The sequence below is a fragment of the Actinomadura darangshiensis genome (genome assembly GCF_004349235.1).
Taxonomy (GTDB): Bacteria; Actinomycetota; Actinomycetes; order Streptosporangiales; family Streptosporangiaceae; genus Spirillospora; species Spirillospora darangshiensis.
Genome location: NZ_SMKY01000066.1, coordinates 1 through 21191, shown reverse-complemented (window position 1 = coordinate 21191; position 21191 = coordinate 1). Strand labels below are relative to the sequence as shown.

The 21191-nt window shown below is 72.6% G+C and carries 14 protein-coding genes; 5 read left to right on the top strand and 9 right to left on the bottom strand.

What is annotated here, in order from left to right; all coding sequences use genetic code 11:
* Window positions 1-94: 94 nt before the first annotated feature.
* A complete protein-coding gene (locus E1293_RS16830; protein WP_132198351.1) occupies window positions 95-613 on the bottom strand; it encodes a proline dehydrogenase in 519 nt (172 codons plus the stop codon).
* A gap of 130 nt (window positions 614-743) precedes the next feature.
* Here E1293_RS16830 and E1293_RS49470 point away from each other — a divergent pair, with 130 nt between their 5' ends.
* Complete coding sequence (locus tag E1293_RS49470; protein ID WP_132198350.1) at window positions 744-1583, top strand: GNAT family N-acetyltransferase; 840 nt, start codon at window positions 744-746, stop codon at window positions 1581-1583.
* Here E1293_RS49470 and uvrB read toward each other — a convergent pair.
* Together uvrB and E1293_RS16815 are read right to left on the bottom strand one after the other, a co-directional pair.
* Window positions 1576-3693 carry an excinuclease ABC subunit UvrB gene (gene uvrB / locus E1293_RS16820; protein ID WP_132198349.1) on the bottom strand — a complete coding sequence of 706 codons (2118 nt, stop codon included), beginning with the start codon at window positions 3691-3693 and terminating at the stop codon, window positions 1576-1578. The two genes, E1293_RS49470 and uvrB, sit on opposite strands and share 8 nt — an antisense overlap.
* Before the next feature lie 77 nt (window positions 3694-3770).
* Complete coding sequence (locus E1293_RS16815; protein WP_132198348.1) at window positions 3771-4922, bottom strand: sensor histidine kinase; 1152 nt, start codon at window positions 4920-4922, stop codon at window positions 3771-3773.
* A 183-nt stretch (window positions 4923-5105) separates the two neighbouring features.
* On the opposite strand from E1293_RS16815, the gene E1293_RS16810 reads away from it, so the two are divergent.
* The 3 genes from E1293_RS16810 to E1293_RS16800 are packed head-to-tail and all read left to right on the top strand — an operon-like array spanning window position 5106 to window position 7753.
* Window positions 5106-6119, top strand: coding sequence for a hypothetical protein (locus E1293_RS16810; RefSeq protein WP_132198347.1), 1014 nt, complete (start codon window positions 5106-5108; stop codon window positions 6117-6119).
* Between the two features lie 37 nt (window positions 6120-6156).
* Window positions 6157-6837 carry a hypothetical protein gene (locus E1293_RS16805; protein ID WP_132198346.1) on the top strand — a complete coding sequence of 227 codons (681 nt, stop codon included), beginning with the start codon at window positions 6157-6159 and terminating at the stop codon, window positions 6835-6837.
* A 31-nt stretch (window positions 6838-6868) separates the two neighbouring features.
* Window positions 6869-7753, top strand: a complete 885-nt coding sequence (locus E1293_RS16800) for an inositol monophosphatase family protein (RefSeq protein WP_132198345.1) — start codon at window positions 6869-6871, stop codon at window positions 7751-7753.
* 3 nt (window positions 7754-7756) lie between these two features.
* Here E1293_RS16800 and E1293_RS16795 read toward each other — a convergent pair whose 3' ends face one another.
* Window positions 7757-8983, bottom strand: a complete 1227-nt coding sequence (locus tag E1293_RS16795; RefSeq protein ID WP_243716275.1) for an ArsB/NhaD family transporter — start codon at window positions 8981-8983, stop codon at window positions 7757-7759.
* Window positions 8984-9050: 67 nt separating this feature from the next.
* Between E1293_RS16795 and E1293_RS16790 the strand changes: the two genes are divergently transcribed.
* Window positions 9051-14915, top strand: a complete 5865-nt coding sequence (locus E1293_RS16790) for a WD40 domain-containing protein (protein ID WP_132198343.1) — start codon at window positions 9051-9053, stop codon at window positions 14913-14915.
* Here the strand turns inward: E1293_RS16790 and coaE are convergent.
* The 5 genes from coaE to E1293_RS16765 all read right to left on the bottom strand — a co-directional run bounded on the left by coaE (window position 14912) and on the right by E1293_RS16765 (window position 21052).
* Window positions 14912-15511 (bottom strand): dephospho-CoA kinase, encoded by a 600-nt coding sequence (coaE, locus tag E1293_RS16785; RefSeq protein WP_132198342.1) that lies wholly within the window; start codon window positions 15509-15511, stop codon window positions 14912-14914. The genes E1293_RS16790 and coaE overlap by 4 nt on opposite strands.
* Before the next feature lie 17 nt (window positions 15512-15528).
* Entirely contained in the window at window positions 15529-16020 is a 492-nt protein-coding gene (locus tag E1293_RS16780) for a GNAT family N-acetyltransferase (RefSeq protein WP_132198341.1), read from the bottom strand.
* Window positions 16021-16058: 38 nt separating this feature from the next.
* Entirely contained in the window at window positions 16059-18026 is a 1968-nt protein-coding gene (locus E1293_RS16775; protein ID WP_243716274.1) for an endonuclease/exonuclease/phosphatase family protein, read from the bottom strand.
* Between the two features lie 187 nt (window positions 18027-18213).
* Window positions 18214-19713, bottom strand: coding sequence for a 30S ribosomal protein S1 (rpsA, locus tag E1293_RS16770; RefSeq protein WP_132198340.1), 1500 nt, complete (start codon window positions 19711-19713; stop codon window positions 18214-18216).
* A gap of 250 nt (window positions 19714-19963) precedes the next feature.
* Window positions 19964-21052 (bottom strand): polysaccharide deacetylase family protein, encoded by a 1089-nt coding sequence (locus E1293_RS16765; RefSeq protein WP_243716273.1) that lies wholly within the window; start codon window positions 21050-21052, stop codon window positions 19964-19966.
* Between the last annotated feature and the right edge of the window lie 139 nt (window positions 21053-21191).

Here is a 21191-nt window from a genome sequence, read left to right as displayed (position 1 = left end):
GAGCGATGCAGCGATCGCACCGCATTTATCGACGATGGAGGGCCCCCTAGGGCCCGAAGGAGGAGATCAATGCATTAGAGGCGCGGGGCGGGGGTCAGGTGGTGTTGCCGAGTACGTCGCGCGCCTCCGTACGGAAATCTCCGACCGCCTTGTAGAGGCGGCGTTCAAGGTCCAGTACGGCGGCCTCGTCCGCGCCTCTGCGAGCGGTCTCCCCGGCGTGGGCGTTCGCCGCCATGCACCGTACGAGCTCGGACAACTCCGCGCTCGCCCGCTGGACGCGGTCGGCCGCGGCGGCCATCCGCGGCGGGCCCTCGATGATCACGATCTCCGTCGCACGGTGGACGTCGCGCGCCAGGCCGACGAAGCGCCCGACGCGCTCGTCCACACCGGCGGGGTCGGGACGCTCCGCGCGCAGCGCCTCCAGGACGGCGTCCATGGCGACGTCGCGGTCGTGGAGGGCGCCGAGGTAGGCGGCGTAGGCGTCCCGGCGATGCTGGCGGCGCCATTGGGCCGACTGCGTCCGGGCCTGCGTCCTGCCGTTCACGAGGGCCGCGCCGAGCGTGGTGAGGGATCCGATGGCGGCGCCGAGGAGGGCGGCGAGTCCAGCGTCCATCGGCACAGTGTTCCGCAGCCTCTGGCGGACGGTGACCAAGGCCGGCTCACGGAGATGGCCGGTCTCGGACCGGCTCCGGACGCGCTGGAAAACAGGTGCGGGGACGTGCGGGCGGTGGCCATCCTGGAGCATGGGATGGACGCTGACCGACGATCGTGAAGAGTTCCTCGCGCGGGCGGGCGGGTTCCTGCGAAAGGATCCCGTCGCGAACACGGTGGTGCTGACCGTGACCGAGGCCATGCGAGAGCAGGGTCCGGGTCTCTACCTGGAGGTGCTCTTCGGGTGGTGGACGGCCGGCGGAGACGTCGAAGGCACGTTCATGTGGACCGGCGGCGCGTATCCGCTGCTCCTCAGCGCGGTGCCGGAGCCGGCCGTGCCCGAGCTGGCCGACGCCCTGGCCGGACGGGACGCGAAGCCGCTGGGGGTCAACGGGGCACCGGCGGCCGCCGCGGAGTTCGCGCGGGCGTGGGCGCGCAGGAGCGGTTCACCGAGCCGCCTCGTGAGGCGGGAGCGGCTCCACCGGCTGGCGCGACTCGAACCGCCCGACCCGGCGCCGGCCGGCACCGCCCGCGTCGCCGGAGCGGGCGACCGCGATCTGGTCATGGAATGGTTCACGGCGTTCCACCGGGACGCCGGCGGGGAAGGCGCCCCGAACCCCGCGCTGGTCGACGGCAGGCTCGCCAGGGGCGGCCTCACACTGTGGGAGGACGGCGGCCGCCCGGTGTCGATGGCCGGCCGGACCCCGGCGGTCGCAGGGGTGGCACGGGTGGCGCCGGTGTACACGCCGTCCGGGCATCGCCGCCGGGGATACGCGGCCGCGGCCACCGCGGCCGTCACGCAGGCCGCGCTCGACGCGGGGGCCGCCGACGTCGTCCTGTTCACCGACGTCGCCAACCCGACGAGCAACGGCGTCTACCGGCGCCTCGGCTACCGGCCCGTCGAGGACCAGGTCGTGCTCGCCTTCATCTGACGCCGGCCTCCTTCATGTCGCGGAGCTCGCGCTTGAGCTCCTTGATCTCGTCGCGGAGGCGGGCGGCGAGCTCGAACTGCAGGTCGGTGGCGGCCTGGTGCATCTGGTCGGTCATCTGCTCGATCAGGCCCTCCAGCTCCTCGCGGGGGCGCTCGCCGACCAGGTCGGCGGCGTGCCGGCCGACCTCCCTCGTCCTGGACGCGAGGCCCGGGACGGGCGCCTTGCCGCGGCTCTGCTGGCGCCCGGCGCCCCCGATGAGGGTCTCGGTGTCGGCGTCCTCGCGGACGAGGGAGTCGAGGATGTCGGCGATGCGCTTGCGCAGGGCCTGCGGCTCGATGCCGTGCTCGGTGTTGTAGGCCTGCTGCTTGGCGCGGCGCCGGTTCGTCTCGTCGATCGCCCGCTCCATGGACGGGGTGACCGTGTCGGCGTACATGTGCACCTGGCCGGACACGTTGCGGGCCGCGCGCCCGATCGTCTGGATGAGGGACGTCTCCGAGCGCAGGAAGCCCTCCTTGTCGGCGTCCAGGATCGCGACGAGCGACACCTCGGGCAGGTCGAGGCCCTCGCGGAGCAGGTTGATGCCGACCAGGACGTCGAACTCGCCGGCGCGCAGCTCGCGGAGCAGCTCGATGCGGCGCAGCGTGTCGACCTCGCTGTGCAGGTAGCGGACCTGGATGCCGAGTTCGAGGAGGTAGTCGGTGAGGTCCTCGGACATCTTCTTGGTGAGGGTGGTGACGAGGACGCGCTCGTCGCGCTCGGTGCGCTCGCGGATCTCGTGGATGAGGTCGTCGATCTGCCCCTTGGTGGGCTTCACGACGATCTCGGGGTCGATGAGGCCGGTCGGGCGGATGACCTGCTCGACGACGTCGCCCTGGACGCGGTTCATCTCGTAGGTGCCGGGCGTCGCCGACAGGTAGACGGTCTGGCCGATCCGGTCGAGGAACTCCTCCCACTTCAGGGGGCGGTTGTCCATGGCGGACGGCAGCCGGAACCCGTGCTCGACCAGCATCCGCTTGCGGGACGCGTCGCCCTCGTACATGGCGCCGATCTGCGGGACGGTCTGGTGCGACTCGTCGATGACGAGGAGGAAGTCCTCGGGGAAGTAGTCGAGGAGGGTGTTGGGGGCGGTGCCGGGGCCGCGGCCGTCGATGTGCCGGGAGTAGTTCTCGATGCCGGAGCAGGTGCCGACCTGCCGCATCATCTCGATGTCGTAGGCGGTGCGCATCCGCAGGCGCTGCGCCTCCAGCATCTTGTTCTGCCGCTCCATCGCGGCGAGGGTCTCGCCCAGCTCGGCCTCGATGTCGCGGATGGCCCGCTCCATGCGCTCGGGCCCGGCGACGTAGTGGGAGGCGGGGAAGACGTACAGCTCCTCGTCCTCGGTGATCAGCTCGCCGGTGAGCGGGTGCAGGGTGGCGAGCTTCTCGATCTCGTCGCCGAACATCTCGATCCGGACGGCGAGCTCCTCGTACTGCGGGATGATCTCGATGGTGTCGCCGCGGACCCGGAACGTGCCGCGGGTGAACGCGAGGTCGTTGCGGGTGTACTGCATGCCGACGAGCTGGCGGAGCAGGTCGTCGCGGTCGACCTCCTGGCCGACGTGGAGGCGGACCATCCGGTCGACGTACTCCTGCGGGGTGCCGAGGCCGTAGATGCACGACACCGACGCGACGACCACGGTGTCGCGGCGGGTGAGCAGCGAGTTGGTCGCCGAGTGCCGGAGCCGGTCGACCTCGTCGTTGATCGAGGAGTCCTTCTCGATGTAGGTGTCGGTCTGCGGGATGTACGCCTCGGGCTGGTAGTAGTCGTAGTACGAGACGAAGTACTCGACGGCGTTGTGCGGCATCATCTCGCGCAGCTCGTTGGCGAACTGGGCGGCGAGCGTCTTGTTCGGCTGCATGACGAGAAGGGGCCGCTGCAGCTTCTCCGCCAGCCACGCGATCGTGGCGGTCTTGCCGGTGCCGGTGGCGCCGAGCAGCACGGCGTCCTTGCCGCCGCCCTCGATGCGGGCGGTCAGCTCGGCGATCGCCTGCGGCTGGTCGCCCGACGGCGTCATCTCGGTGACGACCTCGATGGGCGCCACGCGGCGCCGCAGATCCGTGATCGGGCGCATCGGCTCTCCCCTGGCTCCGGCTCGGTTCCCCTGCTCCGTCCAACTGTATGCAGGGGCTCCGACATTCCGTGCCGGGGTCAGGAGGCGGGGAGCGGGATCCTCGCCCGGACGGCGTAGCCGCCCTCGCTGGGCCCGGCGTCGAAGCTGCCGCCGAGGGCGGTGACGCGCTCGCGCAGCCCGATCAGGCCGTTCCCGCCGCTCGGCAGCCCGTGCTCCGGCTTGGCGGTGGGCGGGTCGTTGGCGATCTCCACCTCGATCGCCTCCGGCAGCAGGCCGAGGCCGACCCGGGTGTCGGCGGCGCCGGCGTGCTTGTGGACGTTGGTGAGGGCCTCCTGGACGAGGCGGTAGACCGTCCGTCCCACGGCGTTGGGCATGGGGCGCTCCTCGCCCTGGATGGACAGGTCGACGCGGAGGCCCGCGGCGCCGGACTGGCCGACCAGCTCGCGGATGTGGGCGAGCGTCACGGCCTCCTGGGGAAGGGCGTTCTCCCCCTGCCTGAGGACGCCGATGACGTGGCGCAGCTCCTCCAGCGCCTGCCGTCCCATGTCCCCTATGACGGTGGCGGTCTCGGAGGCCCGGACGGGGTCGCGGACGGCGATCGCCTTGAGCGCGCCCGCGTGGACGACCATGACGCTGATCCGGTTGGCGACCACGTCGTGCATCTCGCGCGCGATTCGGGTGCGTTCCTCTCCCCGCGCGCGCTCGGCGAGGAGGTGCTGTTCGCGTTCGAGGCGTGAGGCGCGTTCCTGGAGCGATGCAAGGAGCTGCTTGCGCGCGCCCATGTAGAGCCCGAGCAGGACGGGGACGGCGATGAACGCGATGCCGAAGATGGCCTGCGCGAGGAAGCTCTCCGTCCCGGCCGTCGGGGACGGGAAGGCCAGCGATGCGGCGTAGCTGAGGACGGCGACGACCACGACCGTCCGGCGGGACACGGTGTACGCGGCGAGCGAGTACATGATCACCAGGGCGCCGAAGGCCCCGGCCCCCGTGACGGTGCCGAACACCAGCGCGAACAGGGCGAGCTCGACGGGCCGGGCGCGCCGGACGATCAGGGTCAGCCCGAGGACGGCGCTGCAGCCCGACACGACCGGCGGCGGCAGCCAGAAGCTCTGGTCGGCGAACCAGAGGAACACGCTGTCGGTCACGGCCAGCGTCACGGCCACCGCGATGTCGAAGGCGCGCGAACGGCGCGTGGGCCAAGCCCCCGCAAACCACCCCCGCACGCGCATGCGGTGAAGCCTATAGCGAGCGGAAGACCCCCACATCGCACAAGTGAGCGAACGCCCTACCTGCAGGGCTTTTCCGGCCTATGGGCGCTGTGGTTACGATGACGGCGCCGATCGTGCCGCCCGATGGGGACGCCCCCGGGCGGGGCGGCCCCGGCGCCTACCAGAACGGGGAAACCGCGCACCATGACCCGCTTCGCCAACTGGCTCGGGAAGAACGCCGACGCCGTGATCGCGCTCGTCCTGGCGATCGTCGTCGCGGTGCTGGGCCTCGGGGTGAACCTGCCGAACGAGACCGAGATCACCAACAGCGGGATCCTCGCGGTGATCGGCCTGCTGGCGACGTCGGTGCTGCGCGACCGAGGCCGGCGCATCCCCGTCGAGGCGGAGGTGCGCGACACGCTGCGGTCGTCCTCGGCCACGCTCGACGACCTCAGCGCCAAGCTGACCCACATCGAGGAGTTCGAGAGCGTCCTGTCCGGCACCAAGCGCGCGCTGGACGAGACCACGGTCGTCCGCGTCATCAGCGGGGCGCAGGTGGCGCAGGTGCTCGAAGAGGCGCGCCGCGACACCGACCGGTGGTTCTTCAAGGGCGGGACGGGCACCTACATCCGCGCGCGGACGCTCCCGGAGTGCGTCGCGGCGGCCCGCAGGGAACGGCGGACGCTGCTGTTCCGCCTGGAGATCCTCGACCCCACCAACGTGGAGGTCTGCGAGGCGTACGCGCGTCACCGCCGCTCGGTGTCGGACGGCCCGGACGCGACCGGCGAGCCGTGGACGCAGGAACGCACCCGCAAGGAGGCGTACGCCACGCTCCTCGCCGCGTGCTGGCACAAGCAGCGGTTCGCGATGCTCGACATCGACATCGGCCTGGCGCAGACCATGACGACGCTGCGTTACGACCTCGCGTCGTCGCGCGTCGTGGTCACGCGCGACGACCCGCGGGGCGAGGCCCTGGTCGTCGACAGCAACAAGTTCTATTACAGCTGGGTGAGCGCGGAGCTGCAGACGAGCCTCGACCAGGCGCGCCGCGTCCCCGTCGAGCAGGCCCGGCTGGCGCCGCTGGACGACGAGCCCACCGTCGAGGAGGCTCGCAAGCTCTTCGAGGTGATCGGGATCGAGCTCGCGCACGGCTACACCGACCGGGACATCATCGAGATCATCCGCAAGGCGCTGCGCGCCAAGGACCCGTACGAATGACCGGGAGGGCAGGCAGGCGAAGGATGGGGCCGCGGGAGTGAGGTACGAGGAGATCCGCGAGGAGATCCACGCCGGTACGGCGGCGCGGACGCTGCCCGCATGGGCCGGGCGCGTCCTCGACGACGTCCTGGACGACGTCGAGGCGGGCAGGTCGTCCCTGCCCGCCGTGCGGCATCCCCTGGGCTTCCTCTGCCTTCCCTTGGAACGCAGCGGCGACCTCGGGGTGTGCCTCCACATCTGGACGCCGGAGGTGCTTGCGGCGCCGTCCACCACGTCGCCGGTGCACTGCCACAGCTGGGACCTCGTCAGCTTCGTCCTGTACGGGACGGTGCGGAACGTGCGGATGGACGTCGGTGACCCTTCCGACGGTGCCGCCCGGCAGGTCTTCGAGGTCATCAGCCATGACGACGTGGACGAACTGAGGGCGACCGGACGCGCCGTCCACTGCTCCCCTGGCCCGTCCAGCACGCACCGGACCGGAGAGTCCTACACCCTGCCCGCAGGGGTGTTCCACAGCACGCTCATAGAGGACGGCTTGGACGCGGCCACGGTCGCTCTGGGCCGCCAATCACCGGGCGGCGGCGACCTGTCGCTCGGTCCCCTGGACGTTCCCACGCACCGGGTGCGTCGTTCGCGTTCCGACCATGCCGACACCGTGCGGGCCCTGCGGCGATCGGCCCGCAGGATCGCCGCGGCCCACTGCTCGGCGCGCCGGTAGGCCGGCCGCCGGAACCCGCTGGAGAGGCCCGATGAGATCTACGACCCCGTCCCCGGCCCTTCCGGTCGATCTCGCCGCCGCCCGCCGGGTGGCGGTGGACGCCGCCGAGGCGGCGGGCGCCCTGCTCACCGCCAGGGTGGGCGGGCCTCTCGGGACGCGTCCGAAGGGCACCGGCGGGGACGTGGTGACGGAGCTGGACACGGCCGCCGAAGACCTCATCCTGGCGCGGCTGCGGGCCGCGTACCCGGGGCACCGCATCATCGCCGAGGAGTCCGGGGTAACCGACGGCGTGCCCGGCCAGGACATGGTGTGGCTGGTCGATCCGCTGGACGGCACCAACAACGTCGCGATCGGCATGCCGGTGTACGCGGTGGGGCTGGCGCTGTGCGCGGGCGCCGAGCCCGTGCTGGGCGTCGTCCATGACCCGGTGTCGGGGCAGACATGGTCGGCGGTGCGCGGCAAGGGCGCACTGGGGCCGGGCAAAGGGCTGCTGACATTGCCTGACCATCCGCGGCCGGGTCGCGCGAAGAACCCTGTTCTTGCGTGGACGCAAGGGCACCAGGTCAAGTCGGACGATCTCGTCGCGTTCGCCTTGCGCACGGCCTTGGAGAAGCAGTGCGCCCGCATGCTCCAGCTGTGGGCGCCGCTGGTGGCGTGGACGATGCTCGCCCGCGGCGACATCGACGGGATCGTCGGCTACCTGCCCGAGATCGTCGACCTGCCCGCGGGCGCGCTCCTGGCCGCCGAAGCGGGCGCGGAACTGCGCCGCCTGGACGGCTCCCCCTACGAACTCGGCATCGACCGCCCGGCGTCGGAGCTGGGTTTCGTGGCCGCGCGCCCCGACCTCCTGGACCGGCTCCTGGAGACCACGACGACGATCGCCCGCCCCGACGGCCGCTTCCACGTCGCCTTCTAGGCGCTACCCGGTCAGCAGGAGGGCGCCGACGGCGGCGGCGCAGCCGGTCACGGCGACGACCGTCCCTGCGAACACGAAGGTGCGCATCGGGACGCGGACGTCCCAGCGGCGGCACCACTCGAACCACAGCAGCGTCGCCAGCGACCCCCAGGGCGTGATGACCGGCCCCACGTTCGTCCCTATGAGCAGTGACAGGAGCTGGTCCTTGTTCGACGCGGGAACGGCCGACTCCCCCGCCACGTATGCGGGCAGGTTGTTGAGGACGTTCGACAGCCCCGCCCCGGAGAACGCCGCCCGGAACACTCCAGCGACACCGCCGTCGTCGCCGACCAGGCCGCGCATGACGTCGTCCAGGCCGAACCGTTCCAGCGTGGGGACGACCAAGAACAGCCCGGTGACGAACACCATGAGCTGCCACGGGATGAGCGTTGGACGTAGCACCGACCGGTCGCGCACGGCGAAGGCGACGACGGCCACGACCGCCGCGACGGTCGCGGCGACGCCGAGCTGGATCCCCGTGTGCACTCCGGCGAGGATCGCGCCGATGAACAGCAGGCACGCGACCCCGGTGGAGCTGAACAGCACCCGGTCGCGGACGGGCGCGGGGTCGGGCGGATCGTAGGTGTCCTCGCCGCGCATGCGCCGCCGCCAGTAGAACACCCACAGCAGCGCCATCGTGACCGCCAGGACCGCCACCTGGGGGAACCACATGCGGGCCGCGAACGCGCGGGTCTCCAGCGCCACCCGGTCGGCGGCGAGAAGGTTGGTCAGGTTCGACACCGGCAGCAGGAGGCTCGCGGTGTTGGCCAGCCACACCGTCGTCATGGCCAGCGGCAAGGTCGCGATCCGCGCGCGCGCCGCCAGTGCCAGCATTACCGGGGTCAGCAGTACGGCGGTCGTGTCCAGGTTGAGGAAGATGGTCGTGAGCGACGCGAACGCCACGCACAGCAGGAACAACGCGGCATAGTTGCCGCGTCCGGCCCGTGCCATCCGCTGCGCGATCGCGTCGAAGACGCCGGCCTCCTTGGTGAGCTCCGCAAGGATGATGACGCTGAAAAGGAAGAGCAGCAGGGGCGCGATCCGCCCGACGCTGGAACGCGCCGTGTCGGCCGGCAGCAGGCCGGTGGCGACGAACACGAGCCCCAGCACGAGCACGGCGACGCGTATCCAGTCGAGGACGCCCAGGGAGCCGGCGGCGCGGCGCAGGGTCTCGGTCGGACGGGGCGGCACGCGCGTCATGATCCCATAGCGGCCGGGCGCCCTGCGTTCCGTCCCGCGGGCGCGCGATACTGGCGCCATGACAACCCCCGGCGGCCACCCCCAGGAGCGTCCGACCGACTTCTTCATCAGCTACTCGCCCGCCGACGAGCGGTGGGCGTCCTGGATCGCCTGGCAGCTGGAGGCCGCGGGGCACCGGACGATGATGCAGGCGTGGGACTTCGTGCCCGGGACCAACTTCATCGACTTCATGGACCGGGGCCTGTCGGAGGCCAAGGCCGTGGTCGCGGTGCTGTCGCGCAACTACCTGCGCTCCCGGTACGGGCGGCTGGAATGGATGGCGGCGCTGCGGGCCGACCCCGACGACCCGGCGCGCAAGCTGGTCACGGTCCGGATCGAGGACTGCCCGATCGACGGGCTGCTGTCCACGATCACCTACGTGGACCTCGTGGGCGTCGACGACCCGGACGAGGCGCAGCGGCTGCTGATGCGGCGCATCCAGGAGGCGCTCGCCGGCCATGCCCGCCCGCTGAACGGCCCTGGTTTCCCCGGAGCCGGTCCCGGCCGCCCCGGGCCGCCGCCGGGTGGCCGGGAACCCCTTCCGGGACGCCTGGAGGAGCCTGAAGGGCCGCAGTACGGCACCGGGCCGGCGCCGGCGGAGGAGCGTCCCGTCCGGCGGGCGCCCGCCGCCGCCCCGGCGTTCCCCGCGGCGGACGCCGGGCAGGAGCCGCGCGGGCGGCTGAGCATCCTGCACGTCTCGGGCCCCCGGTTCGGCCGGACGCTCGCCGAGCCCGGCGAGCCGACGACGGCCACCGAGCTGCAGGACCGCATCTGGAGCGACGTGACGCGGCTGGCCGACTCCGGTGTGCCGCGCCCCGACCTGCTGGTCGTCACCGGCAACATCACCCACTCGGGCAGCCGCAAGGAGTTCGCCGAGGCGCTGTCGTTCCTGACGAGCCTGCGCGCGCTGCTCGGGCTGGAGGCGCAGCGCGTCGTGGTCGTGCCGGGCACCCACGACGTCACCCGCGCGGCGTGCCAGGCGTACTTCTCCAGCTGCGAGGCCGACGACATCGAGCCGCAGCCGCCGTACTGGCCGAAGTGGCGGCACTACGCGGGCCTGTTCAAGGAGTTCTACCAGGGCATCGACGCGCTCATCTTCGACAGCGCCCAGCCGTGGACGCTGTTCCCCGTACCGGACCTGAAGGTGGTGGTGTGCGGGCTCAACTCGACCCTGCCCCAGACCCACCGCGAAGAGGACCGGTACGGCCGCGTCGGCCGTGCGCAGGCCGCCTGGTTCAACGAGCGGCTGCGGCATTTCGAGGACGAGGGCTGGCTGCGCCTGGGCGCGATCGAGCACACGCCCATCCCGGGCGAGCCCGGCGCACTGCGCGACCCCGAAACGGTGGAAACGCTCCTCGGCGCCCACGTCAACCTGTTCTTCCAGGGGACGGAGTCGGAGTTCGGTGCCATCCCCCTGCTCGACGGCAGCGGCGTCCCGTCCGTCCCGGCGCTGGGGCCCGGCCGTCACCAGACGATCGTCCTGCAGCGGGACGGCCTGGAGCGGTGGATCCCGGAGGACGCCGCCAGGCGGGGGCCAGAGCGTCTCGAACGGTCCTGGCAGAGCATCGACGGAACGTTCCCGCCACCGCGCGCCGAGACCCCTCCGGCGCCGCCCGTCCCGGAACTCGGCCCTGGGGCGGACGGCGACGCCGACCCCGTCCCCGACCCGACGGCGCGGCTTCTCGACCGCCTGACGGAGGCGTGCGAGACGCGGTTCGAACGCGCGACCATCCGGCGCATCGTCCCGCCCGCGCGCGAGGACGGACGGTCCGACCCGCCGCACCTGCTGCTCACCCACATGGAGGACGGCTTCGTCCGCCAGTACCGCATCGGCGCCCACGTGGGGCAGGTGACCGAGGCCGACGTGGACGCGTTCATCCGGCACGTCCACGCCGACGGCACCGACCACGGCTCCGAACTGGTGTACCTGGGCCCGGCACCGGCGCGGTCACTGCGCGACGACGCGCTGCGGCGCGGCATCCGGGTGCGCAGCCTGACCGAGTTCCAGGGGCTCGTCGACCTGTCGGAGTACGTGTCGGCCCAGACGGGACGGCTCTCCGCAGGCGGCCTGTACCCGCCGTCCCTGTACGTCCCGCAGCGCTACCGGGAACTGGACCGCTTCCGCCCGGAGACGAACGACGACGCGGAGACGCGCTCCAGGGCGGACGTCCACGACGACGTGGTCGGCGAGATGCTGCACCTGCTCGCCGCCGACCACGGGCGGTTCCTGCTCCTGCTGGGCGACTTCGGCCGCGGCAAGACGTTCGCGCTGCGCGAGCTGGCCCGCCGCATCCCGGAAGAGCTGCCGCACGTCATCCCGATCCTCATCGAGCTGCGCGCGCTCGACAAGGCGCACTCGGTGGACGGCCTCGTCGCCGCGCACCTGGCCAACCACGGCGAGGAGCTGATCGACCTCAAGGCGTTCCACTACATGCTCCGCCAGGGGCGCATCGTCCTGCTCTTCGACGGGTTCGACGAGCTGGTGACGCGCATGACCTACGACCAGGCCGCCGACCACCTCGACACGCTCCTGCAGGCCGCCCAGGACAAGGCCAAGATCGTGGTGGCGAGCCGGACGCAGCACTTCAAGTCCCAGGCGCAGGTGCTGACCGCCCTGGGCGAGAAGGTCGGCGTGCTCCCGCACCGGCGCGTCCTCGGCCTGGAGGAGTTCACGCCGCCGCAGGTCCGCTCGTACCTGGTGAACCGGTACGGGGACGAGGACGCGGCGGACGCGCGCCTCGGCCTGCTGGAGGGCATCGAGGAGCTGCTGGCGCTGACGTCCAACCCGCGCATGCTGTCGTTCATCGCCGACCTGCCCGACGACCGGCTGCGCTCGGTCGCGCAGGCGCGCACGGCCGTCAGCCCCGCCGACCTCTACCACGAGATCCTGTCGTCCTGGCTCGGGTACGAGGCCGACCGGGTCGGCGGGGCGGGCGGGCCGTCCGGGCTGAAGGCCGACGACATGTGGCAGGCCGTGGGCACGCTCGCGCTGCGGCTGTGGGAGGGCAACGAGCAGTTCCTGCGCCTCGCCGAGCTGGCCGACGTCGCCGACACCCTCACCGGGCTCGCCGGCGGGCGGATGTCGCCGCACCAGGTGACGCACGCCGTCGGCGCCGGAAGCCTGCTCGTGCGCACGCCCGAGGGGCTGTTCGGGTTCATCCACACGTCCGTCATGGAGTGGCTCGTCGCGCGGCACATCGCGGACGAGTTCGCCAGGGGCGCGGCACCCGCCGCGCTGGGCCGCCGCGCGCTGACCCAGCTCACCGTCGACTTCCTGTGCGACCTCGCGGACACGCGCGCCTGCCAGGAGTGGACCGCCTCCGTACTCGCCGATCCCGACGCCGACGACATAGCCCGCGCCAACGCGATCCGCATCACGACACGTCTGCGCACCCCCGCGCACACCGACCTCCGCGGCGCGCGCCTGCAAGGCGAAGACCTCTCCTACCGCGACCTGCAAGAGGTCGACCTCACAGGAGCCGACCTCACCGACGCCCAGCTCGTCGGCGCGAACCTGTCGCGCGCCGTCCTGCGCGACGCGTCGCTGGCCGGCGCCCGCCTGGACGAGGCCAAGCTGACCGGTGCCGACCTGCGCGGCGCCGACCTGTCCCGGGCCCGCCTCGCCCGCGCCGACCTCCGCGACATCGCCGTGGACGGCAGCCGCTGGACGCGCGCCGCCCTGGTCGACGCCGCCCTCCCCGACCGGATCGCCGCCGCCCCCGAACTGCGCGAGGCGGCGATCGCCCCCGGACGTCCCATCGACATCCAGGTCGCACCCGCCGCCGTCGGCGTCCCGTACGGATTCCACTTCCAGACCAGCCGCCTTCCGCAGCCGCTCGCGTACAGCCCTGGGGGCTCCGTGGTGGCCATAGGCAGCGAGGACGGCGGGGTCCTGATCTGCGACGCCGTAACAGGCACTCCCCTGCGCAACCTCCAGGGCCACACCGACCGCGCCTACGCCGTCGCCTTCGACACCGCGGGCAACATCCTGGCGAGCGGATCCGCCGACGGCACCGTCCGCCTCTGGGACCTCGCCACCGGCCACACCACGCACACCCTCGCCGTCCACCCCGACGGGGTGTGGCCAGTGGTGGTCGGCGGACGCGCCCCCTCCGGCACCAACCTCGTCGCCGCCGGCGCCGCCGACGGCACCATCCGCGTGTGGGACGCCGCATCCGGTGCCCTGCTGCACGAACTGCCCGGGCACACCGCCCCCGTCTACACCGCCGTGTTCGACCCCGCGGGCTCCCTCATGGTCACCGGCGACGCGAGCGGCACACTGCGCGTCTTCGACCTCACCACCGGCGCGCTGCGCCGCGAACTGGCCGGCCACCACGGCGCCGTGTTCCGCGCCGTGTTCCACCCGGACGGCTCCCGGCTCGCCGCCGGCGACGAGGCCGGCGTCGTCCGGCTCTGGGACATCCGGACCGGCGAGATCGAGCAGGAGCTCCTCGGCCACACCGGGCGCGTCTACGCCATCGCGTTCCACCCGGACGGGGACCTCCTCGTCACCGGCGACACCGACGGCTCCGTCCGGCTCTGGGCGGGCGGCCGGCACCGCAGCACCCTGTCCGGCCACGGCGGCGGCATCTACCAGGCGACGTTCAGCCCGGACGGCGGCCGCCTCGCCACCGCCGACAGCGCCGGCTCCGTCCGGCTGTGGGACCCCGGGACCGGCCGGCAGCGCCTCGAACTGGCCGGGCACCGCGGCGCCGTGTGGCCGTTCGCCTTCCGCCCCGACGGCGCCCAGCTCGCCACCAGCAGCAACGACGGCACGGCCCGGCTGTGGGACGCCGAGACCGGGCAGTGCCGCGTCGTCCTGCGCGGCCACGGCCGCCGCGTCACCGGCGTCGCGTTCAGCCCCGACGGCGGCATGCTCGCCTCCAGCGGCAACGACGGCCTCGTCCGGCTCTGGGACCCGCGCTCGGGCCGGATGATCCGCGAGCTGCGCGGCGTCGCCGACAACCTGACCGCCGCCTCGTTCAACACCCGCGACTCCCAGCTCGCCACCGCCACCAACGACGGCGGCGTCCACCTCTGGCAGGCCGGGACCGGCACCTTCGAACGCGAGCTGAACGTCGAGACCGACCACGTCTGGGCGCAGGCGTTCGCCCCCTCCGGAGACGTCCTCGCCACCGCCAACGACGACGACTCCGTCCGGCTCTGGTACTGGACGACCGGCCGCGAGATCGTCAACCTCGCCGACCACCGGGGCCGCGTCCGCTCCATCGACTTCCAGCCGAGCGGCGACCTGGTCGCCACCGGCTGCGACGACGGGCTCGTCCGCCTCTGGAACCCCCGCACCGGCGAGCTCACCGCCGTCCTGCGCGGCCACGACGACCGCGTCTACCAGGTGACGTTCTCACCGTCCGGCGAGACCCTCGCCAGTGCGAGCAACGACGGCACCGTCCGCCTGTGGAACCCGTCCACGGGCGCGCCCCTGCACGCCCTCACCGAGCACACCGGACGCATGTGGACGACCGCGTTCCACCCGTCCGGGGACATGCTCGCCAGTGCGGGCGACGACATGGTCGTACGGCTCTGGAACCCGTCCAGCGGACGCCTCATGCACACCCTCACCGGCCACACCCGCCGCGTCTGGTCGGCCGCGTTCAGCCCGGACGGCAGCCTCCTCGCCACCGCGGGCGACGACGGCGCCATCATCCTCTGGGACGTCACCGACCACACCGCGCCGGCCCGCCACGCGACCCTCCTCGGCCTGGCCGAAGGCTGGGCCGCACTGGCCCCCGACGGCCGCTACAAGTGGGAGGGCAACGCCACCGCCGAGTTCTGGTACGCCGTGGGCATGTGCCGCTTCGAACCGGGCGAACTGGACCCCTACCTGCCCGCCGTCCACCGCCTCCCCCTCGACGCCCCCTTCTAGGGCGCGGAGCGGTGGGTGAGGGAGTGCCAGAGGGCGTCCACCTGGGATTTCAGGTCGGCGAGGCTTCCCGAGTTGTCGATCACATGGGTCGCCACGGCGCGGCGCTCCTCGCGGGACGCCTGGCTGGCCATGCGGGCCCGGGCGTCCTCCTCGGTCATGCCGCGGCGGGCGACCAGCCGGTCGAGCTGGGTCTCCTCGGGGGCGTCCACGACGACGACCTCGTCGTACATGCCGGCCAGGCCGTTCTCCGCCAGCAGGGGGACGTCGTACACGACGACGGCGCCGGGGGGCGCCGCGTCCATCAGCTCCTGCATCCGGTCGCCGACGAGGGGGTGGACGATCGCGTTCAGCGCGGCGAGGCGGGCCGGGTCGGCGAAGACGATGCGGCCGACCTTCTCGCGGTCCAGCGCCCCGGACGCGAGCAGGACGTCCGCGCCGAACTCGGCCACGACGGCGGCGAGGCCCGGCGTGCCCGGCTCGACGACCTCGCGGGCGATCTTGTCGGCGTCGATGACCACCGCGCCGTGCCCGTCGAGGCGCGCCGACACCTCGCTCTTGCCCGACCCGATCCCGCCGGTGAGTCCCACTTTCAGCACGGGACTCACCCTAGCCGTCAGCCGGTTCCGGCCGGGACCAGGGGTTTGCGCATGTGCACGAGGGTGAGGTGCGCGGCGACGCGCTCGCGGTGCGTCTCGGCGTAGCCGAGCCGCCGGTACAGGCGCAGGTTCGTCTCGCTCAGGTGGCCGGTGAACAGGACGCACGCGTCGGCGCGACCGGCGACCTCGTCCTCCAGCGCCGCCAGCAGCCGCCGCCCGATGCCGCGGCCCTGCAGGTCGGGGACGACGACGAGCCGCCCCACCAGGCACGTGTGGTCGCTGAACTGGGCGCGGACGGCGCCGACGACCCGGCCCTCCAGCACCGCCTTCAGCACCACCGCGTCGGTGCCGAGCACCTTCTCCAGCTGCTCGGCCGTCTCGACCAGCGGCGGGAGGAACGGGTCGCCGTACAGCTGCGCCTCCGCCACGTAGGCGGCCCGCTGGACGGTCATCAGCTCCCCCGCGTCGCGGAGGGCGGCGCGCTCGATCGCGACCGTCGGTTCGCTCATGGGGACGACCCTAGCGGCGGACCGCGCCGCGGATCGGCTCACCGCCCGATCCGGACGGTCACCGCGACGGGATAGTGGTCGGACGCGTCCGACGCCGGGACGTCGTAGTCGGTGACGAGGATGCCGTCCGAGCCGAAGACCCAGTCGGTGCTCGCGCCGTCGGACCTGGTCGGGTACGGCGCGCCGCCGCCGATCGCGGCGTTGCGCAGGTCGGTGCCGTCGGTCATCGCGGCCAGCTCCGCGCTGCCGGCGCCGGCGTTGAAGTCGCCGCCGATGATGGTGCGGGGCGCGCCGCCCCAGGCCCGCAGCAGCGTCGCGATCTCGCGGGACCGCTCGCCGGCCTGGTCGTCGCCGCCCTCCAAGTGCGTGGACCACACGTCCATCGTGGTCTGGCCGATGCCGAGCCGCGCCCACACGTAGCCGCGGATCTGCGACCAGTCGCCCTTGCGCATCCGGCCCGTCCCGGAGCTGCGGACCGGCAGCGACGTCAGGATCGCGTTGCCGAACTGGCCGTCGGCGGCAGGCCCCCAGATCAGCTTCATGCCGAGGCGGCGCGACAGCCACACGCCGACGTCGGTGGTGCCGGACAGCAGCGACCCGCGCCCCGCCTCCTGGAGGAGGACGACGTGGGCCTGCTGGCCCTCGATGACGCGGGCGATGCCCTCCGGGTCGAGGCGCCCGGACTGGTTGACCGCGTCGTGGATGTTGTAGCTGAGCACCCGCACCTGGCCGACGGCGGGCGCCGCCGGGGCCTCCCCGTCGGGCGCGGCCACCGTGAACACCAGCGTGCCCGCCAGCAGCGTCAGCGCGGCGGCGCCCGCGGTGAGGGCGCGCAGCGGCGCGCGGGCGGGCAGCGGCCCGCCGCGGGCCGCCGCGAAGGCGGCGAGCGCGCCGAGCAGGATCCCGGCGAGGCCGGGCAGCACGTTGTTCGGCACCGGCAGCGGCGACACGGAGCTGACCTGGTACGGGACGAGGACCACCGCGATGAGCAGGCCGCCGAGCGCGGCGCCGGCGTCCACCCGCCAGACCGGGCCGCCGTCCCCGGCGCGGCGCAGCGGCGCGCGGCACGCCACGGCCAGCAGCCACGCCGACAGCACCTGCCCGACGATGACGATGGGGACGGCCTCGATGCCGGAGACCGCGTAGGTGCCGGCGACGGCGCCCGCGCCGACCCCGAGGAGCGTCCCGCCGAGCACGCAGACACCGCCGGGCACGGCCCGGACGGCGAGCCCGGAGGCGAGGAACGCCAGCGCGAGGCCCTGCCCGATGACGATCGCGACGTGCGCGCCGGTCAGCGACTGCCACCCGGACGACGCGACGAACGCGGGGCTGGCGAGGACGAGGATCTGCAGCGCCAGGAACGGCCCGAACGCGGCGGCGCCGATCGCGTCCCGCCAGGAGATCCCGGGCGCGCTGACCGGCCCGGACGCCACCTCGCGGTAGAGCGCGGCGGCGCCGGCCGCGACGAACGCCAGGCAGGCGAGCCAGGGGCCGATGCCGTCCCGCCACACCGGGTCCCAGGTGGCGAAGCACATCCGCACGGCGCCGTCGATGGCCAGGCCCGCGACGGTGGCCGTCGCGAAGCCGACCCCGGACAGGCCGCGCGCGCCCTCGTACAGCGCCGCGACGGCGATCATGCCGATGGCGGTGCCCGCGAACGCGATCCAGGTGCGCGGGTCGACGGCCTGCGCGAGGAGGCGGACGGCGAACAGCCCGCCGATGCCGGTGAGCAGCAGCGCGCGCGGGCCGGCGAGCCGGCGGATCAGCGGGGCGGTGAACCCGGCGAGGTACACGGCCGCGACCGCGCCGGCGGCGGCGCCGGTCCCGGCCTCGTCGGCGAAGTGGTCGAGCTGCGGCAGCGAGAACCGCAGCGTCTGCGCGAGCACCGCCACGGTGACGGCGATCAGCGCGAGCCTGGCGGGGCCCTGCGGGACGATCGGAGCGCCGGCCGCCGCCGGGCCGCCGGCCCTGGTGCCCGTGGCTGGGTTGGCGTCTGTGCTGGCCAATTGAACGAATGCTCCCCGGGGGACGAGCGGACCTTCGGTACGGACTTGCCGGAAGCAATGGTGGCGCAACCGAAGCACGGCCGGAGGCCGATCCTGAAGATCGTTCTCCGGCCGTGCCTCGTGTTGTCACCGGCCGTTCGCGCGGGCCGCCGGGGCGGCCGCGCGCGGACGGCGCGTCAGGCGGCGGTCACTGGCCGCCGGAGAGCTTCTCCCGCAGCGCGGCGAGCGCCTCGTCGGTGGCGAGGGCGCCACCGCCGGACTCGCTCTCGCCGCCACCGGAGTAGGAGGTCTCCCCGCCTCCGCCGCCGCCGCCACCGGTGCCGGCGGCCGGCTCGGCGCCCGCCTCGGCCTCGGCCTTGCGGGCCTCCTCGATCTGCTTGCGGTGGGCGTCGAAGCGCGTGCGCGCCTCGGCGTACTGCCGCTCCCAGGTCTCGCGCTGCTCGTCGAAGCCGTCAAGCCACTCGCCGGTGTCGGCGTCGAAGCCCTCGGGGTACTTGTAGTTCCCCTGGTCGTCGTACTCGGCGGGCATGCCGTACAGCGTCGGGTCGAAGTCCTCTTCCTCGATCCCGGCGGCGCCCTCGTTGGCCTGCTTGAGCGACAGGCTGATCCGGCGCCGGTCGAGGTCGATGTCGATGATCTTCACGAAGATCTCGTCGCCGACCTGGACGACCTGCTCGGGGATCTCCACGTGCCGCTCGGCCAGCTCGGAGATGTGCACCAGGCCCTCGATGCCCTCCTCGACGCGGACGAACGCGCCGAACGGCACCAGCTTGGTGACGCGTCCCGGCACGACCTGCCCGATCTGGTGGGTGCGGGCGAACTGCTGCCACGGGTCTTCCTGGGTGGCCTTGAGCGACAGGGAGACGCGCTCGCGCTCCATGTCGACGTCCAGGACCTCGACCGTGACCTCCTGGCCGACTTCGACGACCTCGGACGGGTGGTCGATGTGCTTCCAGGACAGCTCGGAGACGTGCACCAGGCCGTCGACGCCGCCGAGGTCGACGAACGCGCCGAAGTTGACGATCGAGGACACGACGCCCTTGCGGACCTGGCCCTTCTGCAGCGTGTTGAGGAAGGTCTGGCGGACCTCGCTCTGCGTCTGCTCCAGCCAGGCGCGGCGGGACAGGACCACGTTGTTGCGGTTCTTGTCCAGCTCGATGATCTTGGCCTCGAGCTCGCGGCCGACGTACGGCTGCAGGTCGCGGACGCGGCGCATCTCGACGAGCGAGGCCGGCAGGAAGCCGCGCAGCCCGATGTCGAGGATGAGGCCGCCCTTGACGACCTCGATGACCGTACCGGTGACGATGCCGTCCTCGTCCTTGATCTTCTCGATCGTGCCCCAGGCGCGCTCGTACTGGGCGCGCTTCTTGGACAGGATCAGCCGGCCCTCCTTGTCCTCCTTCTGGAGGACGAGGGCCTCGACGTGGTCTCCGGTGGAGACGACCTCGTTCGGGTCGACGTCGTGCTTGATGGACAGCTCACGCGAGGGGATGACGCCCTCGGTCTTGTAGCCGATGTCGAGGAGGACCTCGTCACGATCGACCTTGACGACAGTGCCTTCGACAATGTCGCCGTCGTTGAAGTACTTGATGGTCTCATCGATCGCGGCGAGGAAGGCTTCCTCGGACCCGATGTCATTGACCGCTACCTGCGGGGTGGTCGAGGTGGCCTCGGTGCTGCTCGTCATGTGTCGGCTGGCTCCGGTACGGACATGGAAGTCGTATGGGTAGTGCGCGGAGGGCCGTTATCCGCCCTGCCGAAGACCGGAATGGGACGCGGTCGCTGCCGCGTCAGTGCACCGAACCGTTGTCGCCGACCTGACCGAGCGCGAGCCTGCTCCGTCTGAAGCGCGCGCAGGCCCACAGCGCAGCGATCAGGATATGGGACCGATCTCCCGTGGTCAATCCGCCGAGGGCGGTCTTCCCCGGTCTCGCCCGTCAGTACACCCGGGCCCGGGCCCGGTACTCCTTGGCGAGCCGGTCCTCGGCCGCCTTCGGAAACGTGATCGTGTTCGGATCTCCGTCAGATGTGTACCGCTCATCGGGGTTCTTGTCCAGGTACTCCAGCCACGCGGTGGAGCAGTACTTCTTGCAGTCGTTCTCCTTGATCTTGCCTTCGGACCGGACCCGGTCGACCGCCCACCGGTCGAAGTCGTCGTCGAACGGGGACAGCGAAGGCCGCCACCCGGCGAGGAACGCGCCCTGGAACGAGTACCGGCCGTCCTCCTTCTCGGCCCACGCCTTCTTCTTCGGGACGGCCCCGAACGGGTAGGCGAACGTGGTCGTGTGCGCCCCGGTGAGCCGGACGATCCGGTCCTCCATGTCGCCGATCTCCTTGTGCACGCCCTTCTCGGACAGCCCGGAGAGGCTGGGGTGCGTCACCGTGTGGTTGCCGATCTCGAACCCGTGCTGCTGGAGCCACCTCAGTCCGGTGGCGGCCTGCGCGTCGTCCATCCCGAACATCTCCTTGTTCAGGTAGAACGTCGCCACCGGCCGGAACCCGGGATTCTCCCGCGCCACCTGCTCGATGATCGCGACGGCGGTGTCGGGCGCCGGGTTGCCCTGCGCGTCGAGCCCGAAGTGCCCGGGCGTGCTGTCGTCGAAGGTCAGCACCACGGGATGTTTGCCGGCCGGCACGCCGACCCGGCCGCCGAAGAACTCGGCCGCCGTGATCGGGTAGTAGCCGTCCTTGGCGAGCCCGGTCAGCTCGTCGTACAGCTCCTTGGTCGACCGGTCCAGCGACAGCTCCGGCTTCTTCATGATCCGGTGGTACATCAGGACCGGGACCTGGCCCAGCTCGTCCGCCTTCACGGCCACCGCCCCGGGCGCCGCCGCCGGGATGGGCGCGGACGCCGACACCGACGGCGCCGCGCTCCCGGACGCCCCCGTCGCACCCGGTGCGGGCGTCCCTCCGGCCTTGGCCGCCTGCGCGGTCGGCGCCGCCGCGGACTCCGCCCCGGCGCGCTTGGCCGCGTCCGCCCTGTCACGCCCCTTCCGGTCCCCGGGAAGCGTCAGCCCCAGGACCACGGCACAGACGATCACGACTCCAGCGATCTTGTGAAGGAGAGGCACGGCACCCCCGCCGGTCGACCCGAACAGGACCAGGAGGACAGCGTACGACCCCCCGGACATCTACGGACACCCACCGACGTACCCACATGATCCC

Coding starts and splice junctions, on each gene's coding strand:
- E1293_RS16780 (WP_132198341.1), bottom strand. CDS start 16,020: ATGAGCGAACCGACGGTCGCGATCGAGCGCGCCGCCCTCCGCGACGCG.
- E1293_RS16810 (WP_132198347.1), top strand. CDS start 5,106: ATGACCCGCTTCGCCAACTGGCTCGGGAAGAACGCCGACGCCGTGATC.
- uvrB (WP_132198349.1), bottom strand. CDS start 3,693: ATGCGCCCGATCACGGATCTGCGGCGCCGCGTGGCGCCCATCGAGGTC.
- E1293_RS49470 (WP_132198350.1), top strand. CDS start 744: ATGGGATGGACGCTGACCGACGATCGTGAAGAGTTCCTCGCGCGGGCG.
- E1293_RS16800 (WP_132198345.1), top strand. CDS start 6,869: ATGAGATCTACGACCCCGTCCCCGGCCCTTCCGGTCGATCTCGCCGCC.
- E1293_RS16815 (WP_132198348.1), bottom strand. CDS start 4,922: ATGCGCGTGCGGGGGTGGTTTGCGGGGGCTTGGCCCACGCGCCGTTCG.
- rpsA (WP_132198340.1), bottom strand. CDS start 19,713: ATGACGAGCAGCACCGAGGCCACCTCGACCACCCCGCAGGTAGCGGTC.
- E1293_RS16790 (WP_132198343.1), top strand. CDS start 9,051: ATGACAACCCCCGGCGGCCACCCCCAGGAGCGTCCGACCGACTTCTTC.
- E1293_RS16830 (WP_132198351.1), bottom strand. CDS start 613: ATGGACGCTGGACTCGCCGCCCTCCTCGGCGCCGCCATCGGATCCCTC.